We start from the raw sequence: 23,309 nt of genomic DNA, 5'->3' as shown, positions 1-23,309 counted from the left end.
AGGGCCATCAATTCAGCATCCGGTCTGCACGCAGACCCCAGTACATCATCTCCTGCAGACCCTCGGTGAGCAGGGCCAGTTCTTCTTGCCGCATGGGATGGTGCCCGAGCAGGTGGGCCTGCACGTACAGCATCTGCACCAGTCTGCGCACCACTTTCGGGTTCTCGGCGTGCATCATGCTCTGCACCAGACTGTTGTTGAAGTTCAGGTGCAAATGGGCCACCCGCATGCTGCGCAACTCCGAGGCGTAATCCTCCAGCACATCCGACCACAGGTCATCGCTGACCTCCTGGGCCTGCTCGATGTCACTGAGCTCCTGGTGCACCTCGCTCACAATGAACAGTGCGGGCAGGGTGTCAGGGATGAATTTCTTCACCGTGACCTGACACTCCAGGCTGGAAAGGGCATCCTGGGCCAGCAGCAGAAAATCCTTCAGGCCCTCTGACTGCACATCTTCCAGGGTGTGGGCATAAGTGGTGGCATCAATTTCCTCTGTTGGGACACCAAACATCGAAGTGTACTTGCGCAGGATCGGAATGTCGTAGGTGTACACCGCATTGATCACGCTGTGTCCGTAGGCAGATGCCACCTGTGAGATCTGCCTGAACTGGTCCAGGTTGGTGACATAACGGATCACCGAATTGGACTTCAGGTAATCTCCAAGCGTCATGTGCCCCGTGCTGGTTTCGAAGGAAAAGCTATGGACCAGCAGTTGGTAGAATTCATCGTTGTCCACCGCCAGAGCACGCATGGGCAGGTAATGCAGTTGCAGCAGTCGCCTCAGGCCCTCCTGGTCGTGCTGGGTGAGGTGCCTGATCCACGCCTGCATCTGCTGGTTGAGTTCCGTGCGGGCCTGGGTCAGGAGTTCATCTTCGTAGAAAGACTCCCTGGAAGCAGTGGGATGCAATCCCTGCACATTCAGGAAGCAACGCACGAAAAACGCCCATTCAGGCAGCAGGTTGTCGATCTGTGAGCTGAGCAGCATGTTCTTCAGGTACACCCGATGCCACTGTCTGGAATTCGACTGGGTGCTGTATGGCAGCACAAAAGCCACACCGCTCACCCCTCCAGCCTGGGTCTTCAGAGGGAAGCAGTCCAGGGCTTCCAGCCCCAGACGCTCCCTGGCGTAGGCCAGCACCTGCTCTTTCTGGGCAGGATCGCCGGTTTCGGCATAAGTCACCCAGGGCACAGCCACTGCATTCACATGGGCGTATTCATCACCGCTGGACAGGTGGATGGGGTAGGGCAGAATCTCACCATACCCGAACAGGTCCTCCTGCAGGTTTTCGAAATCAAACAGGTAGTCGAAGTCCTCTCTGGCCTCCAGAATCACCCGGGTGCCCACCTCTGGAGCCTCATTGGTCTGGGAGATTTCGTAAGTTCCGTCTGGTTGGGCAATCCAGCAGGCGGCAGTTCCCCCTTTGCTGGACTGGGTGTACACACGGATTTCCTTTGAAACCATGAAGCAGGACAGCAGGCCAATCCCGAACTGCCCGAGGTACGATTCACGGGCTTCGGAGATGCGTTTGCTGGAGCGGCCAATGGTGGCCAGAAATTCGTGAATTTCATCTTCAGTGAGGCCAATGCCGTTGTCCTCGAAAACCAGGCGCTTTGTTTCGCCTTCGGACTCCACGGTGACCTGGATGTTCGGATCAAAACGGTCCCCGGCATTTTTGCGGGCGGTGATGGCGTCTACAGCGTTTTGCAGGAGTTCGCGGACAAACACGCTGGGATCGGAATACAGGTGATTGGAGAGCAGGTCAATGATGCCCTTCAGGTCAATCTTAAAACTATGAACCATAACGTCCATTTTAGCTGTAAACAGAAGAAAACCCCATAGTGCAGTTTGCGGGGAGGAAACCCCTGGACCGAGGCAAATTGGCCTAGGGAAAGTCCACAGTTTCCAGTTCACTGTTGACAGCGAGAACTTGATTCCCGGGCTGCAATGGGAGATCAAACATCTTTTGTGAGAAACCAGGACAGCCCTCTTCTGTGAACGGTTTCCAGAACCTCCAGTCAGGACTGTAGACCCGGATTTACACTCCCTCAGGGCATGTTCAGCCTGCGTGAGAGTCTGGAAAGGGTTCAGGACATAGAATCAAAAGACTGTGCACAATTTGCTCACGGAAAGGACACCCATGCCCAGATTTCAACGGTCCATCATCCTGCTCAGCCTTGCCCTGCTGGGAAGTGCCTCGGCGCAGGTCACCTCCCAGGTCACCGGAATCACCGTCGGAGGGCCTGGTGCGGCCATTCCAGTTCAGAAACTCACCGATGCCGCCCTCATCCAACAGACCGCCGATGGCCTCAACAACCTCAAAGCGGGCACCTGCACGCCCCAGAACACGGAACTGCTGTACTGGAGTGGAGGAAACTTCAACCCCAATTCCAGCGAAGGCATCATGGGTGGGATTGTGGACAAACTGCAGGCCCAGAAATTCACCCTCACCCAGCTTGGCACCGACGAGGACGAAGAGCACAGTTACCTCTTTTTCTCTGGTGAGAATGGCAGCAGCTCCATTCTGGGATACTTCGTGGCAGGCCTGGACGGTTTTCTGGTGGGCTGGTGCGGAAACAAGGTGACCGCCACCAAACCCCCCAAATTGCAGCTCCCTGGCACCCAGACGCAGCAACCCACTCAGCCTCAACAGACAACACAACCCCAGCAACCCACCCAGCAAACGACCACCCCCACCCAGCCTGCGTCCGTCCAGAGCAAACCGGGTTACATCAGTGGTCGGGTGCTTGACACACAGGGCAGACCCCTCAAAGGGGCCAAGGTCTACATCTCCGGGACCACCTTCGCCCAGGGCCAGAAAACCAACTTTGAGACCACCACCGGAGCAGACGGGACGTACAGCCTGCGGGTTCCCGATGGCCGCTACAGCGGAAAAGCCACCCACACCAGCGTCTTCAACGGGGTGACTTTCGGGTACATCCTCTTCCCACTGTCAGGCGACCCTGGCACTGAGGTGGATTCCACCGAAGGAGGCACACTGAACTTCCAGTGGAAACTCACCGGGCGCACCGCCTATTCCGCTGCGGGAGCAGACAGTCCTTCGAGCTTTTATGGGGTCAGCATCGACCTGAGTTACTGTGGTCTCCCTGCCCGCGCCTACTGCGACTACAAATACACCGAACTGGTCAAAGCTGTGGGAGAGGGCACCGTGGAATTCACCCTCACACCTACAGGTCCTCTCGCAGATGGCACTCCGGGGAAACCCATCAAAGTGACGTATCCTCTGTCCCCCCTCAGAACCGACTACCCCAATGGCGCAGGAGGCGGAAGGCTGGTGCTCGGCCAGAGCTGGGAGTACCACGGCATCGACTGGAACGACATCCCTCTGGGCAGTTACACCCTCACGGCCACCATTCTCACACCAGATGGCAAAACGGTTCCCCTCAAACTGGGCCTCAAGGATTCCGATGTGGAGCACACTTCTGTGCCGATCACCTGGAAGCCCTGGGACAACTTCAACCCCGGTTCCTACATTGGGGGAGGGGTCAACCAGCTCAAAGTCTTCATTCGGGACTGAGGTCACACAAAACAGGCGAGGCTGCAAAATGGCCTCGCCAGTCTTCTGTAAAGGTCAGTCGATCAGCTTCAGCAGATTGACCGTTTCAATGGCGGCCAGAATCGCCTCGGCCCCCTTGTTGCCTGCCTTGGTTCCGGCCCGTTCAATGGCCTGCTCGATGCTCTCGGTGGTCAGCACCCCGAAAGCCACCGGAACTCCAGATTCCAGCGCTGCAGCAGCAATCCCTGAAGTTGCAGATCCTGCCACATGGTCATAGTGGTCCGTGGAGCCCTTGATCACCGCACCCAGGCACACCACAGCATCATATTTGCCACTCTGGGCCAGTTTTTTCGCTACCAGAGGCACCTCAAAAGAGCCAGGAGCAGTGAACAGGGTCAGGTCCTCTTCGTTCCCTCCATGCTGTTTGAAGGCCGTCACAGCCCCCTCCACCAGACGATCCACAATAAAATGGTTCCAGCGGGTGTTCACGATGGCAATCTTCAGACCGTTTGCAAGGAGATTCGCTTCAACTTTACGCATGTCACACAACCTTTCGAAAGGGGAGATCCCCATGAATGAAAAAATCGACTTTTCAGACCTGGCCGCACAGGCAAAAGACCTCTACACCAACGTGCTCACCACACAAACCAACAACCACAGTGTTCGCATGTCCGTCTTCTCTGGACAGTACCCCTGGCACCACCACCCCGACAGCGACGAAACCTTCATCTGCCTTCAGGGCGTCCTGACCCTCGAATTCAGGGATCAAGGACCTGTGGTCCTGACCCCAGGACAGGCTTACACCGTTCCGAAAGGCACCTCTCACAGGTCCCACGGCTCGGGTCGCACGGTGAACCTCTCCATCGGGGTGGAGGGGAGAGCAACGGTGATGGAGGAGTGATGCCCCTAGAAGATCGCATCGAGTCATTTTATGAATCCAATGATCGACTGTATTGCAGCAAATGCCATCAGGAGCTTCAGATCGATGATGAAGGTTCCTCCATCCTGTACCTTTGCCCCAGCCACGGTTTGTTGCTTCTTGGCATGAGTGGAGGTAAAGCGGATCGCGGACGCATCAGGAAGAATCCTGAATTCATTGCTGATACCCAAAACTACATCCTGACCCTTCTTGAAATGCCAGAAGGAAAACTCAGAACTATTGCCACCATTGCAGGTCTGACCCGCAAACCGAGCTGGCTTCTGCGGGAGCAGTACCTTGATGGACAGTGGTCTTTCCCTGAAACTTTTACTGCGCAGGGCATTCTGGACATCATTCCTGCACTGAAACAAAGAGGTCTTCCTTTCAGAATTGAGCCTGGGTTTCCCTGGCTGGATGAGGTTCCTGATCCAGAAACTCCACCACCCGCTTGATCACCCGGGGGTCTTTCATCATTGCGCCGTGCCGCCAGACTTTGACTTCATAATTCTCGGCGTGGGGCAGAATGCAGTGCTGGGCCGGGAAGATCGTGACATCGTAGGGCGTCCAGACGGTCAGGCAGGGCTTGTTTCCGAGCAGGTCCACATCGGTGTTCAGTTCCTTCAGGAGGTTGCTTCCTACAGCCATGTCCCGGACACCCGGCAGGGGATAAACATGCCCCCAGATGGTGCCCTGGTGCGGACTGGAGATCAGGATGATGCGTTTCACCCTTTCCAGCCCTCCCAGGCGTTGCAGGTAGTACCGGCTGATGATGCCTCCCATTGAGAAGGCGATCAGGTCGAACTCTCCTTCTGGAATCTTCAGGTTGATGTAGTCCCTTAAGGACTCTGCCATTTTCTTGATGCCGTGCCTGCCGTCGTTGGGCTTCAGGTCAGGTGCATACACCTGATGCCCGTGGTGCTCCAGAACCTGCCGCATGGTGCGCAGTCCTGCGCTGGAGTCGTTGATGCCGTGGACCATCACAACGGGTTCCCGTTTCATGTGACTGATTCTGCTCCCAGAAATGGGGCACTTCTGTCATTTCTCACAGCAAATGGTCGAGTTTCTCCTTTTTGGTGTTCAGGTAATGTTCATTGAACTTGTTGCGGCCCACCTGCAAGGGCACACGTTCCACGATTTCCAGTCCGAATCCAGAGAGGGAATGCAGTTTTCGGGGATTGTTGGTCAGAAGCCGGATGCGTTTCACACCAAGACCGTGCAGAATCTGTGCCCCAATGCCAAAGTCCCGCAGGTCTGCTGCGAAGCCCAGTTTCTGGTTGGCTTCCACGGTGTCTGCCCCCTCATCTTGGAGGGCGTAGGCTTTGATCTTGTTGAGGAGACCAATCCCGCGTCCTTCCTGACGCAGGTACACCAGCACACCCCTGCCAGCCTCAGAAATGGCTTTGAGTGCAGCGTCTCTCTGTGCGCCACAATCGCAGCGCAGGGAGTGCAGGCCATCTCCGGTGAGGCATTCGCTGTGCATGCGAACCAGCACAGGCTCATCGGTGATGTCTCCCATGACCAGGGCCACATGTTCCTTGCCAGAGAGGGTGTCCTCAAAGCCCACGATCTCGAATTCGCCGTAATCTGTGGGCAATTTGGCCCTCGCCCGTTCCAGCACGAAAGGCTCACGCCTCAGGCGGTACTCGATCAGGTCTGCAATGGTCCCGACCTTCAGGCCGTTCTCTTCTGCAAATTTGATCAGGTCTGGGAGGCGACTCATCTCGCCATCCTCGTTCATGATCTCGCAGATGACCCCTGCAGGTTTCAGGCCTGCCAGACGGGCCAGGTCCACTGCAGCCTCGGTGTGTCCTGCCCGTCTCAGGACTCCTCCGGGCTTGGAGATCAAGGGGAAGATGTGCCCCGGACGGCGGAAATCTTCAGGTTTTGATGCATCATCGAGCAATGCCAGAATCGTGTTGGACCTGTCTCTGGCACTGATTCCGGTGCTGTTTGAGGTGTGGTCGATGCTCACGGTGAAAGCCGTACCATTGGGATCGCTGTTCTTGCTGACCATCGGCAGCAGGTCCAGCCTGGAAGCCATTTCCGGGGTGATGGACACGCAGATCAGACCGCAGGCCTTGTGGGCCATGAAATTGATCATTTCGGGGGTGGCGAACTCTGCTGCGACCACCACATCCCCTTCGTTTTCGCGGTTTTCATCGTCGACCAGAACCACCGGGCGGCCTTCTCTGATGTCCTGAATGAGTTCGTGAATGGGGGAGATCACTTTGCACCTCCGACCAGCGTCAGGCGCTCGAGGTATTTGGCCAGCACGTCGTATTCCAGATTCACCAGATCTCCTGCTTTGATGCCTTTCAGGCTGGTCACCTCCAGGGTGTGGGGAATGATCCACAGGGTGAATTCGTTGGTGTTCAGATCATCAGAGCTTCCTGCGGGTCCTCCCACATCCACCACGGTCAGGCTCACCCCATTGACAGTGATGCTGCCCTTGGGAATCAGATAGCGGGCAAAGCTGTCTGGGACACGCACCTTGATGATGTAGGCTCCCGGCTGAACCTGCACGTCCAGCACTTCACCCACTCCATCCACATGCCCCGTCACCACATGCCCACCGAAGCGGCCACTGGCTGGCATGGCCCGTTCCAGATTCACAGTGTCTCCTGGGTTCCAGAGCGGAGCCGTTTTGTTGACACTCTCCTGCGAGAGTTCCACTTCAAAGCTTCTGTCATCCCAGCGAATGACGGTCAGGCAGGCCCCATTGCAACTGATGCTTTCCCCGAGGCCCAGGTCGCTCCACATCTGCTGTGGCTGAATCGTGATTTTCAGGTGTCCATCAAACCAATCTGCTCCGGTCACGGTGCCAGTCTGTTCCACAATTCCAGTAAACATGTCAATCAGCCTCCACTTGAGGGATGGGGTGGATGCGTGCACTCAGCAACACGTCCTTGCCCACCTGTTCGGTCTTCAGTTCCTGCACGTCCAGCAAGCCTTCCAGTTCGGTCCATAGGGAAGGTCTTCCAGTGCCCATGATTCTGGGGGCAATGAACACGAGCAGGTCGTCGATCAGGTCTGCTTTCAGAAAAGCACTGGCAAGGTCAGGCCCACCTTCCAGCAGCAGCGTGTTGATGCCCTGTTTGCCCAGTTCCTGCAGCACATCAGGCAGATGGGTCGTGCGAATGACCTTCAGGAAATCAGGGTATTCCTGCTGGCTTTCAGTCACCACAATGGCTCCGGGCCGCATGGCTTTTGCAGACAGGGGAACCCTGCCTGAGCGGTCGAAAATCACCGGAATGGGATCACGGGTTCCCGTGACGCCCTCCAGTCGGGTGGTCAGCAAGGGGTTATCGGACAGCACGGTGTTGCTGCCCACTGCGATGGCATCCATCTGGTTCCTGAGTTCATGCACCCGACGTTTTGCGTCCTGACCTGTGAGCCAGAGCTGCCTGCCGTTCTGGGAAGCCATCTTTCCATCCAGCGACTGGGCGTACTTGTACGTGACCCTGGGCCTTCCGTGCGTGATGCGGGTGCGAAATCCAGCCTGCTGCACGATTGCCTGATCCTGCAGCACACCCACATCCACCTGAATGCCAGCATCAAGCAGCTTCTGCACGCCTTTTCCAGCCACAAGTGGATTTGGGTCCAGCGCAGCAATCACCACCCGCTGGACTTTCGCGGCAATCAGGGCATCAGCACAGGGAGGTGTGCGTCCGTGGTGAGAGCAGGGTTCCAGCGTGACATACGCGGTGGCCCCTTCTGCCCGAAAACCGGCGTCTCGAAGGGCAAAGACCTCTGCGTGAGGTTCGCCTGCTTTTGGATGAAACCCTCTGCCGATCACATGATCGTCCTTGACGATCACACAACCCACTGGAGGATTGGGACTGGTTCGACCCAGGGCCTGGGCCGCCAGTGACAGAGCCTCCTGCATCAGGAGGGTGTCCTGTGAAAAAATCTTCTGGTACAGCATGGTCTTCCCAGCATGCGGGGGCATGTGGGATCTCCTTCTCTCATCCGGACTGTGACCGTCGGCGCTGGAGTCTCACCAGGCTCGGGCCTCGCGATGTGGATTGCAAGGCTTCGCAGGCTGCAGGTCCCCATCTCAGGGACCTTTCACTGCCGGTGGGGAATTTCACCCCGCCCCGAAGGATGAGAGCAGTTTACCTGAGTTGTCCGCTTTCAGTGAAGGGAACCAGCTCACTTTTCCAGCATTTGTCCAGAAATGGGGATTTCCCTGAATGGGGTGCAATTCATGCCCATTGTTTTTCTGGACAGCATGCAGGCCTGAAAAAGGGTCAGGCCGTGGCTTCACACAGAAGTGTACTTGTCTGAGGAACACGGTCATGATGAACTGGACTGACATGAGCACCCAGCCCACCCTGTATCTGATGTGTGGCCTTCCCGGAGCAGGGAAGACCACCCGAGCCAGAGAAATTGAGCAAACTGCCCCTGCCTTGCGCCTGACCCCTGATGAGTGGATGGTGCCTCTGTTTGGAGAGCAGCACAGCACCCCTGAACTGCTCAGAGCCAGAGACACCATCGAAGGCCTGTTGTTCGAACTGGCAGAACGTGCATTGAAACTGGGCATCAACGTGGTGGTCGATTATGGGGTCTGGTCCAGAACAGAGCGTGAAACCTTCAGGGCGAGGGCAAGGGCAGCAGGAGCAAAAACAGAATTGATCTATCTGGATGTGCCCATCGAAGAACTCAAAGCCAGGGTGGAGGCCAGAAACCGGAATCTGGATGGCAAGGTGTATCCGATCACAAAAGAGGAAATGGACCTGTGGGCCACCTGGTTTGAGAGGCCTGCCCCTGAGGAACTCATTCCAGACTGAGCCGCCCTGGATTTCCAGAGAGGGGTCGGATTTCGGGGTTTGACAGGACTTCTTTTGTTCTGAACCAGTGTTCCAGCACCTCCCTGAAAAGTTGGGGTTTCTGGGCAAACCACACGTGATGCCCCCCTGAGATTTCACCTCCCAGAGCCTGGGGCAGGTGTTGCTGGATGGCTTTTGCACTTTTGCGGTTGACTTCCACTTCTTTGCTGCCTGCCACGGCCAAAACTGGCACAGTGCAGGTTTTCAGTCCCTCTGAGAGCCTGAAGTTTGAAGCCTCTTTCATGATCTGCCTGAAGGCCTTTTTCGTCATGCTTTTCTGGTCCTTGAAAAAAGCTGCCCGGTGATGGGGAGGCACCTGCATGGCCCTGGCTGCAAGTGCCAGCATCATAGGGGTCTGGTTCAGGGGCAAGGACCATTCCATCACTGGAAAGAGCAAGGCCATGCTGCCCATTGGCAGGACGGTGCTTCCACTGACCACCACAGACAGAAAACGCTCAGGAGCCAGTTCCAGCATTTTCAGGGTCACAGCACCTCCCAGCGAATGCCCAACCAGATGAACTCTCCTTCCCTGAAACCGCTGCTGGAGCTGCCTGAGCAGGTCATGCGCGGTATGTTCAATGGTGAAATCAGGCTGGAACGTCCCGTAATCCGGGGTGAAAGCCTCCATCCAGGGGAGACCAGAGATCAGGTCCTGCCACATCCAGGAGGTGATGCCTGCTCCATGCAGAAACACCACAGGAATGGAGGCTGGGAAAGGATTTCTTTCAAGAGAAGAACCGTTCATGAATTCAAGTATTGAAGTAAGCTACATGAAATGACAGGTGAAAATTTGGATAGAACGCTGACCCTGCACCGTCAGGAGGCCGCAGATGCCCTGCTCAAACCTGAAACCCAGCGTCTGCTGGCCCCTTTTGTTCAGCAGCCCATGACTGCCCATGAAGCAGCAGAAATGCTGGGCATGGAAACCAACGCTCTGCTTTATCCCATAAAGAGGCTCACAGCTCTGGGCCTTCTGGAAGTGACAGAGCACAGACGGCGTGCAGGACGGCCCATGAAAGTGTACCGGGCCACAGCTCAGGTCTACTTTGTTCCTTTCGCTTCCACCAGTGAAGTCACCCTGGCCTCTTATCTGGGCGCTGCAGAAGAGCAGGTCAGCGCATTCATGCGGCACCAGATGGAACATCTGCTTTTGCAGCACCATCAGGACTGGGGGCTCCGGTTCGTTCCTGGCCCCACCGGACAGTTGCATGCCCGACTTGCCCTGAATGCCGAGACAGATCTGGACCTCCAGCCCGAAACGGCTGTGATGCTCAATTTCGTCCATCCCTACCTGCAACTGGACCACCAGGACGCGCTCAACCTGCAACAGGAAGTTCTGGAGGTCTTTCAGCGGTACACTCAGATCAGGGGAGCCCAGCGTTACGTCTGGCGGCTGGGATTGTTGCCTGTGGTTAACCCGGATGTTCAGATTTGATGACCGTTTGAACCCGGCACAGGCTTTGTCAGGGTAAGCAAGTGGTCAGGGCTTTTTCGGTACACTGTCCTCCAGCAGAAGTTTGGAGAGGGGAGAGGTTGATGCTGTCAAATCCGGTGGTGCTCCGTGCAGATGGAGAGGTGATGCAGGCACCCGCAGGCTGGACCCTTCCAGCGGATCTTGAAGCGTGGGTCAATGCCTTCCGGGAAGGCACCCAGTTGCAGGCCACACATGGCCTGTGGAAACTCTACCGCCTGATTGATCAGTCTGTGCTGCTGGTGCAGGACCAGGAGATGATGGAACGCTGGAACCGATTTCTGCAGGAGATCTTCCAGTACACCAGTGAATCCGAGATTCTGGACTGCACGGCCCGCTTCCTGCAGGAGGGCCTGCGTTTTACCCTGATGGACAGCCAGATCATTTCTCCGCTGTACACTGAGACCCTTGACCCTTCCAGAACTTTCTCTGTTGCTCTTGATGAACAGCGCACCCAGGTGTGGGAAATGCAGGGGGAACACTGGAGCCTGCTGCCCGAACTCTCGGAGCACATCAGCAAGGCCCTGTACCGCCAGCATGTCTTCCAGCGCTACCTGAACGCCCTGTATTACTTCCAGGAGTTGCAGGTCAGCATCACCGACCATCTGGAATGGCACGAAACCCTCAAACTGGTGCTGTACTACACCCGTGAAGCCCTGCAGGCAGATGCCGCCGTATTTTTCCTCTACGACAAGGGCACTGAGACCCTGGAACTCATCGACACCATTGGGCACCGCACCCCCACAGACTACGGGTACCGCATCCACCGCACTTACGGTCTTGCCGGAATTGTGCTCAAAGAAATGAAAACCCAGGTCATCAACCACCTGGACCCGGACAGTTTCGATCTTCCTTCAAAGGAGTTTCTTTTGAGAGAAGGATTCACCGGCTATGTGGGCACACCTTTGACGGTCAAAGGGGAACTGCTGGGCATTCTGGAGGTCTTTCACAGGGGCACCCTCAGACCCAACGCATGGTGGCTGTCCTTCTTTGAACTGCTCGCCTCCCATCTGGCGATTTCGGTGTACCAGCAGGCCCTGATGCGGGAACTCAGGCACACCAACCAGCAACTGATTCGCACCTATGACGCCACACTTGAAGGCTGGGTGCGGGCACTGGACCTCAGGGACAAGGAAACCGAGGGCCACTCCAAAAGGGTGATGGAAAGCAGCATGCGCCTCGCAAAGCACATGGGGATTGAAGGTCAGGACCTTGAGCACATCCGCAGAGGTGCTTTGCTCCACGACATCGGCAAACTGGGCATCCCCGATGAGATCCTGCACAAACCAGGGAAACTCACCAGCCATGAATTCGAGATCATCAAGCAGCATCCGGTCTGGGCGCATGCCATGCTGCGAGACATTGAGTACCTGCAAAAAGACCTCGACATTCCGTATTACCACCACGAAAAATGGGACGGCACAGGTTATCCCTTTGGCCTCGAAGGCGAGCAGATCCCACTGGCAGCCCGGATTTTCTCTGTGGTGGATGTGTGGGACGCCATGACCAGTGACCGCCCCTACCGCAAAGGCATGCCAGAAGAGGACGTGATGAAACACATCCAGAACCAGTCGGGGCGGCATTTTGATCCTCAGGTGGTGCAGGCTTTCGTGGAGATGATGGGAAAGAAACCTTAAGGGATGGATTTCTGAGTGATCTGGATCATGTGATTTTGGAATCCATCCAGAACGCCTGACTTGCCTTTGAATGCCAGATCTGCAAGTAGGGTTCTGCATCTCTGAGGGTTCCCACTTTCAGCTCCACAGGTGGAATGCTGTACATTTCATCGTCTGGCCACATGACATGCCAGGGGTTCAGAACCGCCACGATCCCTTCTTCCTGCCACCAGAACCAGGGTTCAAAGCCCACCAGATCGTTGTACATGTCTTCCAGGTCTGCAGGGAGTTTCCAGTGGTCCATTCGGCTGAGCCCCATGCTTTGGAGCCACCTTTCCACATCACTGGAACCATGAAGGCAGATGGCCTGAATGGGTGGCAGGCTGGTTCGAGGAACCATGTATAAGGGTTCAGGCTCCAGCAGAGGATAAGAATCGGTGCAGACCTGATACAGCGCTTCATCATCAGGACCTTCATGCTGGAATGCGGTGAGGCCCCGTTGTGCAGATGGAACAGCCTGTGAAAGCAATGTCAGAATGTGTTGGGTGTTTTGTTGATCTGAGAATGAGGAAGGATATTTAAATTGGCCGCCCCAGTATCCAACAATGCCTGAAGGGGTTTCTGTGGTGGTCAGCAGATGGGCTTCTCGCCTGAGGTGTTTTGCTTCTTTGTTAAACAGGTTTTCAAGATCCATGTTCTTACAGTTTATCCAACACTGCACCTCCATGACCGGTTAAACCACAGAACTCCTGTCCCCATCCCAGTACCTGAACCTTTTTCTCCATCGTGCTTGCAGGACATTTTGCGTCTCGCAGAAGGTCTAGAATCTACAGTAAATCACTCGACTTTGAGGGGTTGGACCCGTACAATGGACTCTGGTATTAGGAATGACTCGCAATAAGCGAGATCCTGACAGACCCGGGACACCCACAGACAAAGCCCAGTGGGACAGCAAATCAATGGAGGCACCACCACATGACCCATCAACTCGAAATCCGTGACTTACACGTCTCTGTCGGCGACAAGAAAATCCTCAACGGCGTGAACCTCATTGTTCCCAAAGGCGAACTGCACGCCATCATGGGGCCCAACGGCAACGGCAAAAGCACCCTTGCCAAAGTCCTGATCGGGGACCCCGAGTACACCGTCGAGTCCGGCGAGATCCTGCTGGACGGCGAGAACATCCTGGAAATGGAACCCGACGAGCGTGCCCGCAAAGGCCTGTTCCTGGCGTTCCAGTACCCCGTGGAAATCCCCGGTGTGACCATCGCCAACTTCCTGCGTCTGGCCATGCAGGCCCGCAAGGCGGAAGGGGAAGAAGTGGGCTTCATGGAGTTCTACCAGAAATTGACCCACGCCCTCGAAGTGCTTGAATGGCCCGAGAGCGTCGTGGAGCGTTACCTCAACGAAGGCTTCTCCGGCGGTGAGAAGAAGCGCAACGAGATTCTGCAGATGCTGATGCTCGAACCCGAGTACATCATCATGGATGAAACCGACTCCGGTCTCGACGTGGACGCCCTCAAAATCGTGGCCAAAGGTGTGAACAGCATGCGCGGCGAAAACCTCGGTGGCCTGATCATCACCCACTACCAGCGTCTGCTGGATTACATCGTCCCTGACAAGGTTCACGTGATTGTGAATGGCCGCGTTGTGGAATCCGGTGGCCCTGAGCTTGCCAAGAAGCTCGACACCGAAGGCTACGACTGGGTCAAAGAGCTGGCAGGCGCGTAAACCCATGAGTCTTGCACTGTTCATCGTTCCGGAAAGCGAATTGAAGGTGGATGCGTTCATTGATGGCAAGGCCCTTGCCCATGCCATCGAAGATCTGCAGGACCTGAGTGAGCGTCTGGGTGTCACTCCACTGGAGGAATTCATGGACCACACAGAGGCCCTCGATTTGCTGGAGGACCCCGATGAAGACGACCTGAACGAGGATGACTTTGCAGCAGAGGAACAGATGGCTTCTGAAGACCGGGAATGGTTCGATGCTGCAGAAGCCCTCAGAACAGTCAGTGCATTGCTTGAGGCCCTGAAGTCCAGTCCTGAGCAGTCTTTTGGTGGGTTTACTGCAGAAGACGTTCAGGAAGATCTTCAGGATCTGCAAAAAGTGTTGCAAGCCTGCCAGAGCGAAGGTGTGCGTTTTCACCTGGCGCTGGATTTCTGAACAGGGGCATGTGATGGCAAGAGTGATCCTCATCTCCACCAGTCTTGATCCAGAGAGCAAAGGAAGAATGCTTGCTCGCTGGATGCAGGAACATGCTTCTGGCACCCTGGATTTTGAATGGCTGGATTACGGGGACCACCCGCTTCCCGATTTCGACAACGACCAGATTTTCAACCACCCGAACACCCATTTCTGGCGCGAGAAGATTCTGGGCGCAGAGGGGATCATCCTGATGTTTCCGGTGTACAACTGGAGCATCTGTGCGAACCTCAAGAAACTGATCGAAACGGTGGGCACCCATTATCCAGAACTGGGACGCACTGCGGTGTGGTTTGACAAGATCATCACCTTTGTGAGCGTCGGAGGACTGCACCACAGTTACATGTCCTATTCTTCTGCCGCGATGTCCCTCATGCTGGATTTCAAGTGCATCATCAATCCGTACATGGTGTATGCCAGAAGTGCGGACATCGAGCACGGAGACATTCTGGAGACCGCTGGAGGCCATGAGCTGAAAGCCCGCATCCGTAAGACCCTGACCGTGAAAAAAGAACTGCTGGACAGGCTGGCAAATCGACAGTATCAGTCTACGTGGGAAGTCTAGCGTCAAAGGCTCTGCCCACACAGGAGGACAGCAATGTCTGAAGAAATTGCAAGCATCAACAACACTTACGAGTTCGGCTGGTCCAACCCCGAGCGGTACGCCGTCAAGGCACCCAAGGGCCTGAGCCGCGAAGTCGTGGAAATGATCTCCAAAGCCAAAGACGAGCCCGAGTGGATGCTCGAATTCCGTCTGAAAGCCCTGGACATCTACTACTCCAAGCCCATGCCCACCTGGGGTGCAGACCTCTCCGGCCTGGACATGGACGAAATCTACTACTACATCAAGCCCGAAGGCATCAACGCCCGCAGCTGGGACGATGTGCCCGAAGACGTGAAACAGACTTTCGAGCGTCTGGGTATCCCCGAAGCCGAGCGTGCCGCTCTGGCCGGTGTGGGCGCACAGTACGAATCCGAGATGGTCTACCACAACCTGAAAGAGGAGTGGGAAAAACTCGGGGTGGTTTTCGTGTCCATCGAAGACGGCCTGAAGGATTACCCGGACCTCTTCCGCGAGTACTTCGCCACCGTGATTCCCCCCGAAGACAACAAGTTTGCTGCCCTGAACAGCGCTGTGTGGTCCGGTGGTTCCTTCGTGTACATCCCCAAAGGTGTGAAGGTGGACATTCCCCTGCAGACCTACTTCCGCATCAATGCAGAGAGCGCCGGTCAGTTCGAGCGCACCCTGATCATCTGCGACGAAGGGGCACAGGCCCACTACATCGAGGGCTGCACTGCACCCAGTTACAGCCGCGACAGCTTCCACTCTGGTGTGATTGAAATCGTGGTGCGTGAAGGCGGACGTTTCCGCTACTCCACCATCCAGAACTGGAGCCACAACGTCTACAACCTGGTGACCCAGCGTGCCTCCGTCTACAAAGACGGCATGATGGAATGGGTGGACGGCAACCTCGGGTCCAAAGTCACCATGAAGTACCCTGCCTGCTACCTGCTCGAAGAGGGTGCCCGTGGTGAAGTGCTCTCCATCGCCATGGCCGGTCGCGGTCAGCACCAGGACGCCGGAGCCAAGATCGTGCACTTCGCCCCCAACACCTCCGGGACCATCATCTCCAAGTCCATCTCCAAGGACTCTGGCCGTTCCAGTTACCGGGGTCTGGTGAAGATCTACGAAGGTGCCCACGGCTCCAAATCCAATGTGGAGTGTGACGCTCTGCTGCTTGATGAAGAAGCCCGTACCGACACCTACCCCTACATCGAAATTCAGGAGAAGGAAGCTTCTGTCGGTCACGAAGCCACCGTTTCCAAGATCAACGACGAGCAGATCCTGTACCTGCAGTCCCGTGGCCTCTCGGAAGATGAAGCTGCAGGCCTGATTGTGCGTGGTTTCATTGAGCCTGTGGCCAAGGAACTGCCCCTGGAGTACGCCGTCGAGCTGAACCGTCTGATTGAGCTGGAAATGGAAGGCTCGGTCGGTTAAACCATGAAACGTCTCTATGCTGGTGTGTTGCTCTGCTTTGCCCTGACCGGGTGTTTCCCTGCCAATGTGATGGATTCCACCCCCATTGCGGTGGGAGAAAACCTGAGCAAGCCCTTGCCTGTAGAGGCTTTCGTGATGGGTGAGTTCACGGGATCGCTGGGAGGTCGTTTCAAGGACCTCCTGGCCACCCGTCTGGAGTCCCACAAGTTCAAATTGCTCTGGGACACCGGTAAACCAGCAGGGGATTATCTGCTGGTGGCCAATGTGGAGTCCTCTCCTGTTGAGCCTGGACGCACCCCCTACATCACCGCCGTGACCCTGCGGGTGGTTCAGCGCAGCACTGGAGAGACCCTCTGGCGCTACAACTACCAGAGACGCACTGGGGTTTTCTTTGGGCAGAACATTGACGAGGAGACCACCCGTGACATCGTGGCTGCCCTGGAGAAGAATTTTTATTCTCCGGCCCGTCGTGCAGAAGAACCGCCCGTGACCTTTGACAACAGCACCGCCCCCTGAATTTCGAGGAGCAGAGATGACCCAGATTTTAAACCGCACTGGTGAGCCCGAGTGGCTCTCACAAAAAAGAGTGGAGGCTTTTGGCCTCTACGAAAGCCTCCCTGTCCCAAACCGCAAGGTGGAGGCCTGGAAGTACACCGATGTGTCTTACATCGACCTGCAAAGCCTGAAGCCTGCACAGGTGGTGCAGCCTGTCAGCAGTGCTGAAGAGCTGCCTGAACTGGTCAAAGCCCGTCTGAGCAGCACCGACGTGGCCGGATACCTGGTGTTCAATGGTCCCGATGTGGTCTACAAGCACGTTCCTGAAGAACTGGCTTCAAAAGGCGTGGTCTTCACCGACCTGAAGAGCGCCCTGGAGACCCACCCGGATCTGGTGCGCAAGTACCTGTACAGCATCGTGCCTGCCGAGGTGCCCGACGACACCACCATTGCCGCTCCTGGCACCACCCCCAGCAAGTCCCCCGATCCTTCCGAAGGCAAATTCAGTGCCCTGAACGCTGCCGTCTGGACGAACGGTGCTTTCGTGTATGTGCCCCGTGGTGTGGAAGTGGACCTGCCCCTGGGTTCCTTCCGTGTGATGGAGGAGAGCGGAGCCTACACCGCCACCCGCACCCTGGTGGTGGCAGAAGCCAACTCCAAGGTGACCTTCATCGACGAACAGGACAGCCATGAGCTTTCTGACGCCTACGCTTTCGGGGCTGTGGAACTGATCGTGCGTGATGGAGCCAACCTGCGTTACGTGAGTGTGCAGAACTGGGGTAGAGGGGTCACCCACATCCAGCGCCAGCGTGGCGATGTGGACCGTGACGCCACCCTCAACAGCCTGGTGGTCACCATGGGTGCAGACCTGTCCCGCACCGAAATGCAGTCCTACCTGCGTGGTCAGGGCTCGAGCAGTGAAATGCTGGGCCTGTACTTCGCCAGCGAAGACCAGCACTTTGACCACTACACCCTGCAGCACCACGCGGCTCCTCATGCCCACTCTGACCTGCTCTACAAAGCTGTGAACAGCCACGAGTCCAGAGGGGTGTTTTCTGGAATGATCAAGGTGGATCTGGGGGCACAGAAGACCGACGCCTACCAGAAGCACCGCACCCTGATGCTGTCCAGCGAAGCCCGCAACGACAGCATCCCCCAGCTGGAAATCAACGCCAACGATGTGCGTTGCTCCCACGGTTCCACCACCGGACCTGTGGACCACGAGCAGCTCTTCTACCTGCTTTCCCGTGGGATTCCCCGTGCCAGTGCAGAGAAGATGCTGGTGACCGCTTTCCTGGAGGATGTGCTGTCCAGGCTCCCTCTGGAGAATGTGGTCAAATACATCGAAGGCATCATTGCTGAAAAAGTCGGCGCAGTCTAAACCACTTTGCCTTTAAAGGGTCAGCTTCGGCTGGCCTTTTTCTTTTTTGGAGCACCAGAGCGCATTTCCGGGCTGTCACAAAAAACACAATTCTGGTGAGTTGTGCTCGTTTTCAATTTTTGAACCTGTTTCATTTTGATCGATTTGAGCATTTGATGGGACCACTTGCTGCGCTGGTGCTGAAGTGGTCCGGGTGGATAGGACCACATCTGGAATTGGTATCTAAGTGGTAGCATGATACCACCATTGGGGAAATCCTGTATCAGTGCGGAAACCGCTTTTCAAATCGATATTTACAGGTAAAGTTGTGAGACATGTCACCTATATACCGGTAAAATTCGTCTAGACAAAAATGAAATTGGTAGTAAAGTGGTTATGTATAGTTTTGTTACACAACCTTTCAACTTGCTGCTGTTCATGTGTGCGGGAAACCGCACGCAAGGAGGTTTTTTACTGTGAAGAAGTCACTGCTCATTACCGGTCTTCTGGTCATGGGAGCTGTCACCTTTGTTGGCTGCTCCAGCGATACCGCCCCTGTTCAACAGAACCTTCAGGTCAGCCAGCAGGCTGCAGTCCTGTCCGCGACCTTCACGACCAGCAGCGCCTGGGACAGTGGCTTTAACGGAGTGATCACCCTGAAGAACACCGGGGACACTGCGGTGAGCACCTGGAGCCTCAACTTCAAGTTCAACGGCAACGCTGGCATTAGTGGTGCACCCTGGGGTGCGGGTGGGAATGCCGTCAAGAACGCCGATGGCTCTTACACCATCACCCCCAACAGCTGGGGGGGCGGAAACATCCCCGCTGGGGGCAGCGTGACAGTGTCCTACTCTGGGACGGGCGTGTTCAGTGGTGTGACCGCCTGCACCATCAGTGGGCAGTCCTGCTCCGGAACCCCCAGTGATACGGTGGCTCCCACAGTGTCTGCGACGGTGGCCCCTTCCACGCTGACGGCAGCCGGAACAGCGAAAGTGACAGCGACAGCGAGTGACAATGTGGGGGTGACGAAAGTGGAGTTTTTCCGCAACGGGACGCTGGTTGCCACGGACACCACTGCACCCTACGAGTACAGCCAGAGCTTTTCTTCGAGCAGCCAGAACGGCACTTATGCGTTTACTGCGAAAGCATTTGATGCTGCTGGGAACAACAAGACCTCCACTGCCACCAACCTCACGGTGAACATTCCGGGTACTGGAGACACCATTGCTCCCACAGTCAGTCTGGCCGCCAGTCCCACCAGCCTGACTGCTGCCGGAAACGTGAACCTGACCGCCACGGCAAGCGACAACGTGGGCGTGACCAAGGTGGAATTTTACCGGGGCACCACCCTGATTGCCACGGACACCACTGCACCTTACACTTACGCCGATTCCTTCAGCAGCAGTGCCCAGAACGGCACCTACAGTTACACGGCGAAAGCCTTTGATGCTGCTGGCAACAACAAGACCAGCACTGCAGTCACCGCCACTGTCAACATTCCTGTGCAGCCTGGTGGAAACTACCGCCGTGTGGCCTACTTCTCCCAGTGGGGCATCTATGGCCGTGGTTACCTGGTCAAGAACATTGAGACCAGTGGCACTGCACCCACCCTCACGCACATCAACTACGCTTTCGGAAACGTCTACGCACAGCCCGATGGAACCTACAAGTGCGGCATCGTGACCCGTGCAGAGAGTGGAAACCAGGACGGTGGCGACGGATTTGCCGATTATCAGAAGGGCTTCAGTGCTGCAGAGTCCGTGGACGGCGTTGCAGACGTCTGGGACCAGAAGCTCAAAGGCAACTTCAACCAGCTGAAAAAACTCAAGACCAAGTACCCCAACCTGAAAGTGCTGATCTCCCTGGGTGGATGGACCTGGAGCAAGTGGTTCTCCAACGCTGCATCCACCGACGCACTGCGCAAAACCCTGGTTTCCAGCTGCATTGATGTCTACATCAAGGGCAACCTGCCCGTTGACGCTGGTTCTGCCACGGGCGGAGCAGGTGTGGGTGCAGGGGTCTTTGACGGGATCGACATCGACTGGGAATACCCCGGTGGTGGCGGTCTCCCCACCAACACGGTCAGCGCAGCCGACAAGCAGAACTTCACACTGCTGCTCAAAGAATTCCGCACCCAGCTTGATGCTCTGGGCGCCACAAACGGCAAGAAGTACCAGCTCACCATCGCCGCCCCCGGTGGAGCAGACAAAGTGGCCAACCAGGAGCCTGCCCTCTACAAGGACTACCTGGATTTCATCAACATCATGACCTACGACTTCCGTGGAGCCTGGGACGCCACCGGACCCACCAACTTCCACAGCAACCTCTACACCGATCCCAGCGGTCCTGGCACCGCCCCCGCCAAGAACTACAGTGTGGACAGCATTGTCAACACCTTCCTGAGCGCAGGCGTTCCTGCCAACAAACTGGTCGTGGGCATCCCCTTCTATGGACGTGGCTGGACCGGCGTCCCCAACGTCAACAACGGCCTCTACCAGAGCGCCACTGGAGCAGCACGCGGCACCTACGAAGCAGGCATCGAGGACTACAAGGTGCTCAAGAACTTCGCTGGCACCAAGTTCCGTCACCCGGTCACCAAACAGATGTGGGTGTACGACGGCAGCACCTTCTGGAGCTACGACGATGAGCAGGTCATCCAGGAGAAAGCCAACTACATCAAGTCCAAAGGTCTGGGCGGCAGCATGGTCTGGTCCCTTGATGGCGATGACTCCACCGGAACCCTGGCCAAGGCCATCTACAACAACCTGAAGTAATTCCCTCTGGCTAAACATTGGCCCTCCACCGTCAGGGTGAGCACCCTCACCTCATCCTGACGGTTCTTCATTCTGACCCCCTTTCAGACCGCCAAAGAAAGGAGTGACCATGAAAAAACAACTGAAACACATGGGCATTTTGCTGCTCACCCTGTCTATGGCCGCTTGCAGTCAGACAGACCTGACCGGCCTGACCCAGCCTGTCACCATCAGCCAGCAGGCTGCAGTCCTGTCCGCGACCTTCACAACCAGCAGCGTGTGGGACAGTGGGTTTAACGGAGTGATCACCCTGAAGAACACCGGGGACACTGCGGTGAGCACCTGGAGCCTGAACTTCAAATTCAACGGCAATGCAGGCCTCTCGGGAACCCCCTGGGGTGCCGGTGGGAATGCCGTCAAGAACGCTGATGGTTCCTACACCATCACCCCCAACAGCTGGGGGGGCGGAAACATCCCCGCAGGGGGAAGTGTGACAGTGTCCTACTCTGGGACGGGCGTGTTCAGCGGCGTGACCGCCTGCACCATCAACGGAGCAAGCTGTTCTGGGGCTGTGCCAGACGTGAATCCTCCATCTGCCACCTTGAGTCTGACCCCGAGCAACCTGACTGCTCCCGGCAGCATCAACCTGAGCGCAACCGCTACAGACAATGTGGGCGTCACAAAGGTGGAGTTTTATCAGGGAACCACCCTGATTGCCACGGACACCACCGCTCCTTACACCCATGCTGATCCTTTTACCAGCAGCAGCCAGAATGGCACCTACAGCTACACTGCAAAGGCTTTTGACGCTGCAGGGAACAACAAGACCAGCACGGCTGTCACCGCCACCGTTAACATTCCAGGCTCTGGCGACACCACCGCTCCCACCGTGAGCACCGTGGTCAGTCCAAGCACCCTGACGGCCCCTGGCACGGTCAAAGTCACTGCCAATGCCACCGACAACGTGGGCGTCAGCAAAGTGGAGTTCTACCGCAACGGGGTGCTCTTCAACACCGACACCACCGCCCCCTATGAAGCCACCCAGTCCTATTCCAGCAGCAGCGAAAATGGCACCTACACCTACACTGCAAAAGCGTTCGATGCTGCAGGAAACAACAAGCTGAGTTCAGGTGCAGTGCTCACAGTGAACATTCCGGTGCAGCCCTCTACCGGCACCGAGTACGCGCCCTACTTCTACACCTGGGGATGGGGCAACACCACCGATTACCTGTTCAGTTCCCTGCAGGACATGAAAGCAAAAACGGGCCTGAATGGGGCAACCCTGGCCTTTGTGATTGCCGCTCCCGGTTCCTGCAGCATCACCACCGATGGGGCTGTGAACCGCATCGAAGGGGACATGAAAAACGACATTGCTGCCTTCAGGGCAGGAGGAGGCTTGCTGAAGGTGTCTTTTGGTGGAGCCAACGGGACCTATCTGGAGAGCGACACCGCATGCCGCACGGTGGATGACCTGTACAACGCCCTCAAGGGTTTTGTGGACCGCACCGGACTCACCGATCTGGATTTTGATGTCGAGCAGGGCCATGAGATGTCGGATGCCATCAACAGCAAACGTGCCCAGGCCCTTGCACGTCTGCAGGCCGCCAACCCCAGTGTCAAAGTCTCCTTTACCCTGGCCTCCACCCCGGTGGACCGCTGGAACACCCCCGGAGGGCTTTCCACAGCCAGCCTGAACGTGGTGAAATCTGCCGTCTCCGCAGGGGTGAAGATCAACAAGGTCAACCTGATGACCATGGATTTCGGCAGCTATTACTCCAGTGGCCGCACCATGGCCGATGCCAGCATCTCTGCGGTCAGCGAGACCTTCAAACAATTGAAAGTGATTTATCCCAGCAGGACCGACGCCGAAATCTGGAAGATGCTCGGAGCCACCCCGATGATCGGACAGAACGACATAGCCTCCGAAATCTTCACCCTGCAGGATGCCCGTGACCTGACCGCATGGGCCAGAAGCAAAGGGCTCGGTCTGGTGTCCTTCTGGGCCATCCAGCGCGATCAGGTGTGCAAGAACGGGGCTGGACTGGCGATCTGCAGCATGCAGAACACTGCCCCGTACCAGTACCACAACATTTTCAAAGGTGTCCTCTAAACCAACTTTCAGAGGGCCTCTGGCCCTCAACAGATTTCA

General features: G+C 56.5%; 22 protein-coding genes and 1 riboswitch. Of the genes, 13 read left to right on the top strand and 9 right to left on the bottom strand.

Annotation, left to right across the window (positions count from 1 at the left end):
* Positions 1–7: 7 nt before the first annotated feature.
* Positions 8–1,801, bottom strand: a complete 1,794-nt coding sequence (locus tag DC3_RS02795; RefSeq protein ID WP_186815785.1) for an HSP90 family protein — start codon at positions 1,799–1,801, stop codon at positions 8–10.
* A gap of 337 nt (positions 1,802–2,138) precedes the next feature.
* Here DC3_RS02795 and DC3_RS02790 point away from each other — a divergent pair, with 337 nt between their 5' ends.
* On the top strand, positions 2,139–3,536 hold the full coding sequence (locus tag DC3_RS02790) for a carboxypeptidase-like regulatory domain-containing protein (protein ID WP_146882113.1): 1,398 nt from the start codon (positions 2,139–2,141) through the stop codon (positions 3,534–3,536).
* Positions 3,537–3,590: 54 nt separating this feature from the next.
* On the opposite strand, the gene ribH is transcribed toward DC3_RS02790, so the two are convergent.
* The gene (ribH, locus tag DC3_RS02785; protein WP_146882111.1) at positions 3,591–4,055 is read right to left on the bottom strand and encodes a 6,7-dimethyl-8-ribityllumazine synthase; all 465 of its coding nucleotides are present in this window, start codon (positions 4,053–4,055) and stop codon (positions 3,591–3,593) included.
* Positions 4,056–4,086: 31 nt separating this feature from the next.
* Here ribH and DC3_RS02780 point away from each other — a divergent pair, with 31 nt between their 5' ends.
* The gene (locus DC3_RS02780; protein ID WP_186815784.1) at positions 4,087–4,416 is read left to right on the top strand and encodes a cupin domain-containing protein; all 330 of its coding nucleotides are present in this window, start codon (positions 4,087–4,089) and stop codon (positions 4,414–4,416) included.
* A gap of 23 nt (positions 4,417–4,439) precedes the next feature.
* On the opposite strand, the gene DC3_RS02775 is transcribed toward DC3_RS02780, so the two are convergent.
* The 5 genes from DC3_RS02775 to ribD are packed head-to-tail and all read right to left on the bottom strand — an operon-like array spanning position 4,440 to position 8,383.
* Positions 4,440–4,805 carry a hypothetical protein gene (locus DC3_RS02775; RefSeq protein WP_146882107.1) on the bottom strand — a complete coding sequence of 122 codons (366 nt, stop codon included), beginning with the start codon at positions 4,803–4,805 and terminating at the stop codon, positions 4,440–4,442.
* A 13-nt stretch (positions 4,806–4,818) separates the two neighbouring features.
* Entirely contained in the window at positions 4,819–5,433 is a 615-nt protein-coding gene (locus DC3_RS02770; protein ID WP_146882105.1) for an esterase/lipase family protein, read from the bottom strand.
* Between the two features lie 43 nt (positions 5,434–5,476).
* On the bottom strand, positions 5,477–6,661 hold the full coding sequence (locus DC3_RS02765) for a bifunctional 3,4-dihydroxy-2-butanone-4-phosphate synthase/GTP cyclohydrolase II (RefSeq protein WP_146882103.1): 1,185 nt from the start codon (positions 6,659–6,661) through the stop codon (positions 5,477–5,479).
* Complete coding sequence (locus tag DC3_RS02760) at positions 6,658–7,284, bottom strand: riboflavin synthase (protein ID WP_146882101.1); 627 nt, start codon at positions 7,282–7,284, stop codon at positions 6,658–6,660. The genes DC3_RS02765 and DC3_RS02760 overlap by 4 nt, the downstream gene beginning before the upstream one ends.
* A gap of 1 nt (position 7,285) precedes the next feature.
* A complete protein-coding gene (gene ribD / locus DC3_RS02755; RefSeq protein ID WP_246130518.1) occupies positions 7,286–8,383 on the bottom strand; it encodes a bifunctional diaminohydroxyphosphoribosylaminopyrimidine deaminase/5-amino-6-(5-phosphoribosylamino)uracil reductase RibD in 1,098 nt (365 codons plus the stop codon).
* A gap of 4 nt (positions 8,384–8,387) precedes the next feature.
* A riboswitch (FMN riboswitch) is annotated at positions 8,388–8,543 on the bottom strand.
* Between the two features lie 189 nt (positions 8,544–8,732).
* On the opposite strand from ribD, the gene DC3_RS02750 reads away from it, so the two are divergent.
* Positions 8,733–9,224, top strand: coding sequence for a P-loop nucleotide/nucleoside kinase family protein (locus DC3_RS02750; RefSeq protein WP_246130517.1), 492 nt, complete (start codon positions 8,733–8,735; stop codon positions 9,222–9,224).
* On the opposite strand, the gene DC3_RS02745 is transcribed toward DC3_RS02750, so the two are convergent.
* Positions 9,211–10,008, bottom strand: coding sequence for an alpha/beta fold hydrolase (locus tag DC3_RS02745; RefSeq protein WP_146882099.1), 798 nt, complete (start codon positions 10,006–10,008; stop codon positions 9,211–9,213). The two genes, DC3_RS02750 and DC3_RS02745, sit on opposite strands and share 14 nt — an antisense overlap.
* 45 nt (positions 10,009–10,053) lie before the next feature.
* On the opposite strand from DC3_RS02745, the gene DC3_RS02740 reads away from it, so the two are divergent.
* Both DC3_RS02740 and DC3_RS02735 read left to right on the top strand, forming a co-directional pair.
* Positions 10,054–10,698, top strand: coding sequence for a helix-turn-helix domain-containing protein (locus DC3_RS02740; protein WP_146882097.1), 645 nt, complete (start codon positions 10,054–10,056; stop codon positions 10,696–10,698).
* A 101-nt stretch (positions 10,699–10,799) separates the two neighbouring features.
* Complete coding sequence (locus DC3_RS02735) at positions 10,800–12,371, top strand: GAF and HD-GYP domain-containing protein (protein WP_146882095.1); 1,572 nt, start codon at positions 10,800–10,802, stop codon at positions 12,369–12,371.
* A gap of 25 nt (positions 12,372–12,396) precedes the next feature.
* On the opposite strand, the gene DC3_RS02730 is transcribed toward DC3_RS02735, so the two are convergent.
* The gene (locus DC3_RS02730; protein WP_146882093.1) at positions 12,397–13,044 is read right to left on the bottom strand and encodes a hypothetical protein; all 648 of its coding nucleotides are present in this window, start codon (positions 13,042–13,044) and stop codon (positions 12,397–12,399) included.
* A gap of 281 nt (positions 13,045–13,325) precedes the next feature.
* Here DC3_RS02730 and sufC point away from each other — a divergent pair, with 281 nt between their 5' ends.
* The 8 genes from sufC to DC3_RS29665 all read left to right on the top strand — a co-directional run bounded on the left by sufC (position 13,326) and on the right by DC3_RS29665 (position 23,270).
* Positions 13,326–14,081, top strand: a complete 756-nt coding sequence (sufC, locus tag DC3_RS02725) for a Fe-S cluster assembly ATPase SufC (protein ID WP_146882091.1) — start codon at positions 13,326–13,328, stop codon at positions 14,079–14,081.
* Between the two features lie 4 nt (positions 14,082–14,085).
* The gene (locus tag DC3_RS02720) at positions 14,086–14,514 is read left to right on the top strand and encodes a hypothetical protein (protein ID WP_146882089.1); all 429 of its coding nucleotides are present in this window, start codon (positions 14,086–14,088) and stop codon (positions 14,512–14,514) included.
* A 13-nt stretch (positions 14,515–14,527) separates the two neighbouring features.
* Positions 14,528–15,118 (top strand): NADPH-dependent FMN reductase, encoded by a 591-nt coding sequence (locus DC3_RS02715; RefSeq protein WP_146882087.1) that lies wholly within the window; start codon positions 14,528–14,530, stop codon positions 15,116–15,118.
* Between the two features lie 33 nt (positions 15,119–15,151).
* The gene (sufB, locus tag DC3_RS02710) at positions 15,152–16,552 is read left to right on the top strand and encodes a Fe-S cluster assembly protein SufB (protein ID WP_146882085.1); all 1,401 of its coding nucleotides are present in this window, start codon (positions 15,152–15,154) and stop codon (positions 16,550–16,552) included.
* A 3-nt stretch (positions 16,553–16,555) separates the two neighbouring features.
* Positions 16,556–17,068, top strand: coding sequence for a hypothetical protein (locus DC3_RS02705; protein WP_146882084.1), 513 nt, complete (start codon positions 16,556–16,558; stop codon positions 17,066–17,068).
* 16 nt (positions 17,069–17,084) lie between these two features.
* Complete coding sequence (gene sufD, locus DC3_RS02700; protein WP_146882082.1) at positions 17,085–18,428, top strand: Fe-S cluster assembly protein SufD; 1,344 nt, start codon at positions 17,085–17,087, stop codon at positions 18,426–18,428.
* Between the two features lie 455 nt (positions 18,429–18,883).
* Complete coding sequence (locus DC3_RS02695) at positions 18,884–21,181, top strand: glycosyl hydrolase family 18 protein (RefSeq protein ID WP_146882080.1); 2,298 nt, start codon at positions 18,884–18,886, stop codon at positions 21,179–21,181.
* A gap of 109 nt (positions 21,182–21,290) precedes the next feature.
* Positions 21,291–23,270 (top strand): Ig-like domain-containing protein, encoded by a 1,980-nt coding sequence (locus DC3_RS29665; protein WP_146882078.1) that lies wholly within the window; start codon positions 21,291–21,293, stop codon positions 23,268–23,270.
* The last annotated feature ends 39 nt before the right edge of the window (positions 23,271–23,309 follow it).

This window comes from Deinococcus cellulosilyticus NBRC 106333 = KACC 11606 (assembly GCF_007990775.1).
Taxonomy (GTDB): domain Bacteria; phylum Deinococcota; class Deinococci; order Deinococcales; family Deinococcaceae; genus Deinococcus_C; species Deinococcus_C cellulosilyticus.
The sequence above is the reverse complement of the archived record's forward strand: the minus strand, read 5'-3'. Positions and strand labels throughout refer to the sequence as shown.

Coding starts and splice junctions, on each gene's coding strand:
- DC3_RS02795 (WP_186815785.1), bottom strand. CDS start 1,801: ATGGTTCATAGTTTTAAGATTGACCTGAAGGGCATCATTGACCTGCTC.
- DC3_RS02790 (WP_146882113.1), top strand. CDS start 2,139: ATGCCCAGATTTCAACGGTCCATCATCCTGCTCAGCCTTGCCCTGCTG.
- ribH (WP_146882111.1), bottom strand. CDS start 4,055: ATGCGTAAAGTTGAAGCGAATCTCCTTGCAAACGGTCTGAAGATTGCC.
- DC3_RS02780 (WP_186815784.1), top strand. CDS start 4,087: ATGAATGAAAAAATCGACTTTTCAGACCTGGCCGCACAGGCAAAAGAC.
- DC3_RS02770 (WP_146882105.1), bottom strand. CDS start 5,433: ATGAAACGGGAACCCGTTGTGATGGTCCACGGCATCAACGACTCCAGC.
- DC3_RS02760 (WP_146882101.1), bottom strand. CDS start 7,284: ATGTTTACTGGAATTGTGGAACAGACTGGCACCGTGACCGGAGCAGAT.
- ribD (WP_246130518.1), bottom strand. CDS start 8,383: ATGCCCCCGCATGCTGGGAAGACCATGCTGTACCAGAAGATTTTTTCA.
- DC3_RS02750 (WP_246130517.1), top strand. CDS start 8,733: ATGATGAACTGGACTGACATGAGCACCCAGCCCACCCTGTATCTGATG.
- DC3_RS02745 (WP_146882099.1), bottom strand. CDS start 10,008: ATGAACGGTTCTTCTCTTGAAAGAAATCCTTTCCCAGCCTCCATTCCT.
- DC3_RS02735 (WP_146882095.1), top strand. CDS start 10,800: ATGCTGTCAAATCCGGTGGTGCTCCGTGCAGATGGAGAGGTGATGCAG.
- DC3_RS02730 (WP_146882093.1), bottom strand. CDS start 13,044: ATGGATCTTGAAAACCTGTTTAACAAAGAAGCAAAACACCTCAGGCGA.
- sufC (WP_146882091.1), top strand. CDS start 13,326: ATGACCCATCAACTCGAAATCCGTGACTTACACGTCTCTGTCGGCGAC.
- DC3_RS02720 (WP_146882089.1), top strand. CDS start 14,086: ATGAGTCTTGCACTGTTCATCGTTCCGGAAAGCGAATTGAAGGTGGAT.
- DC3_RS02715 (WP_146882087.1), top strand. CDS start 14,528: ATGGCAAGAGTGATCCTCATCTCCACCAGTCTTGATCCAGAGAGCAAA.
- sufB (WP_146882085.1), top strand. CDS start 15,152: ATGTCTGAAGAAATTGCAAGCATCAACAACACTTACGAGTTCGGCTGG.
- DC3_RS02705 (WP_146882084.1), top strand. CDS start 16,556: ATGAAACGTCTCTATGCTGGTGTGTTGCTCTGCTTTGCCCTGACCGGG.
- sufD (WP_146882082.1), top strand. CDS start 17,085: ATGACCCAGATTTTAAACCGCACTGGTGAGCCCGAGTGGCTCTCACAA.
- DC3_RS29665 (WP_146882078.1), top strand. CDS start 21,291: ATGAAAAAACAACTGAAACACATGGGCATTTTGCTGCTCACCCTGTCT.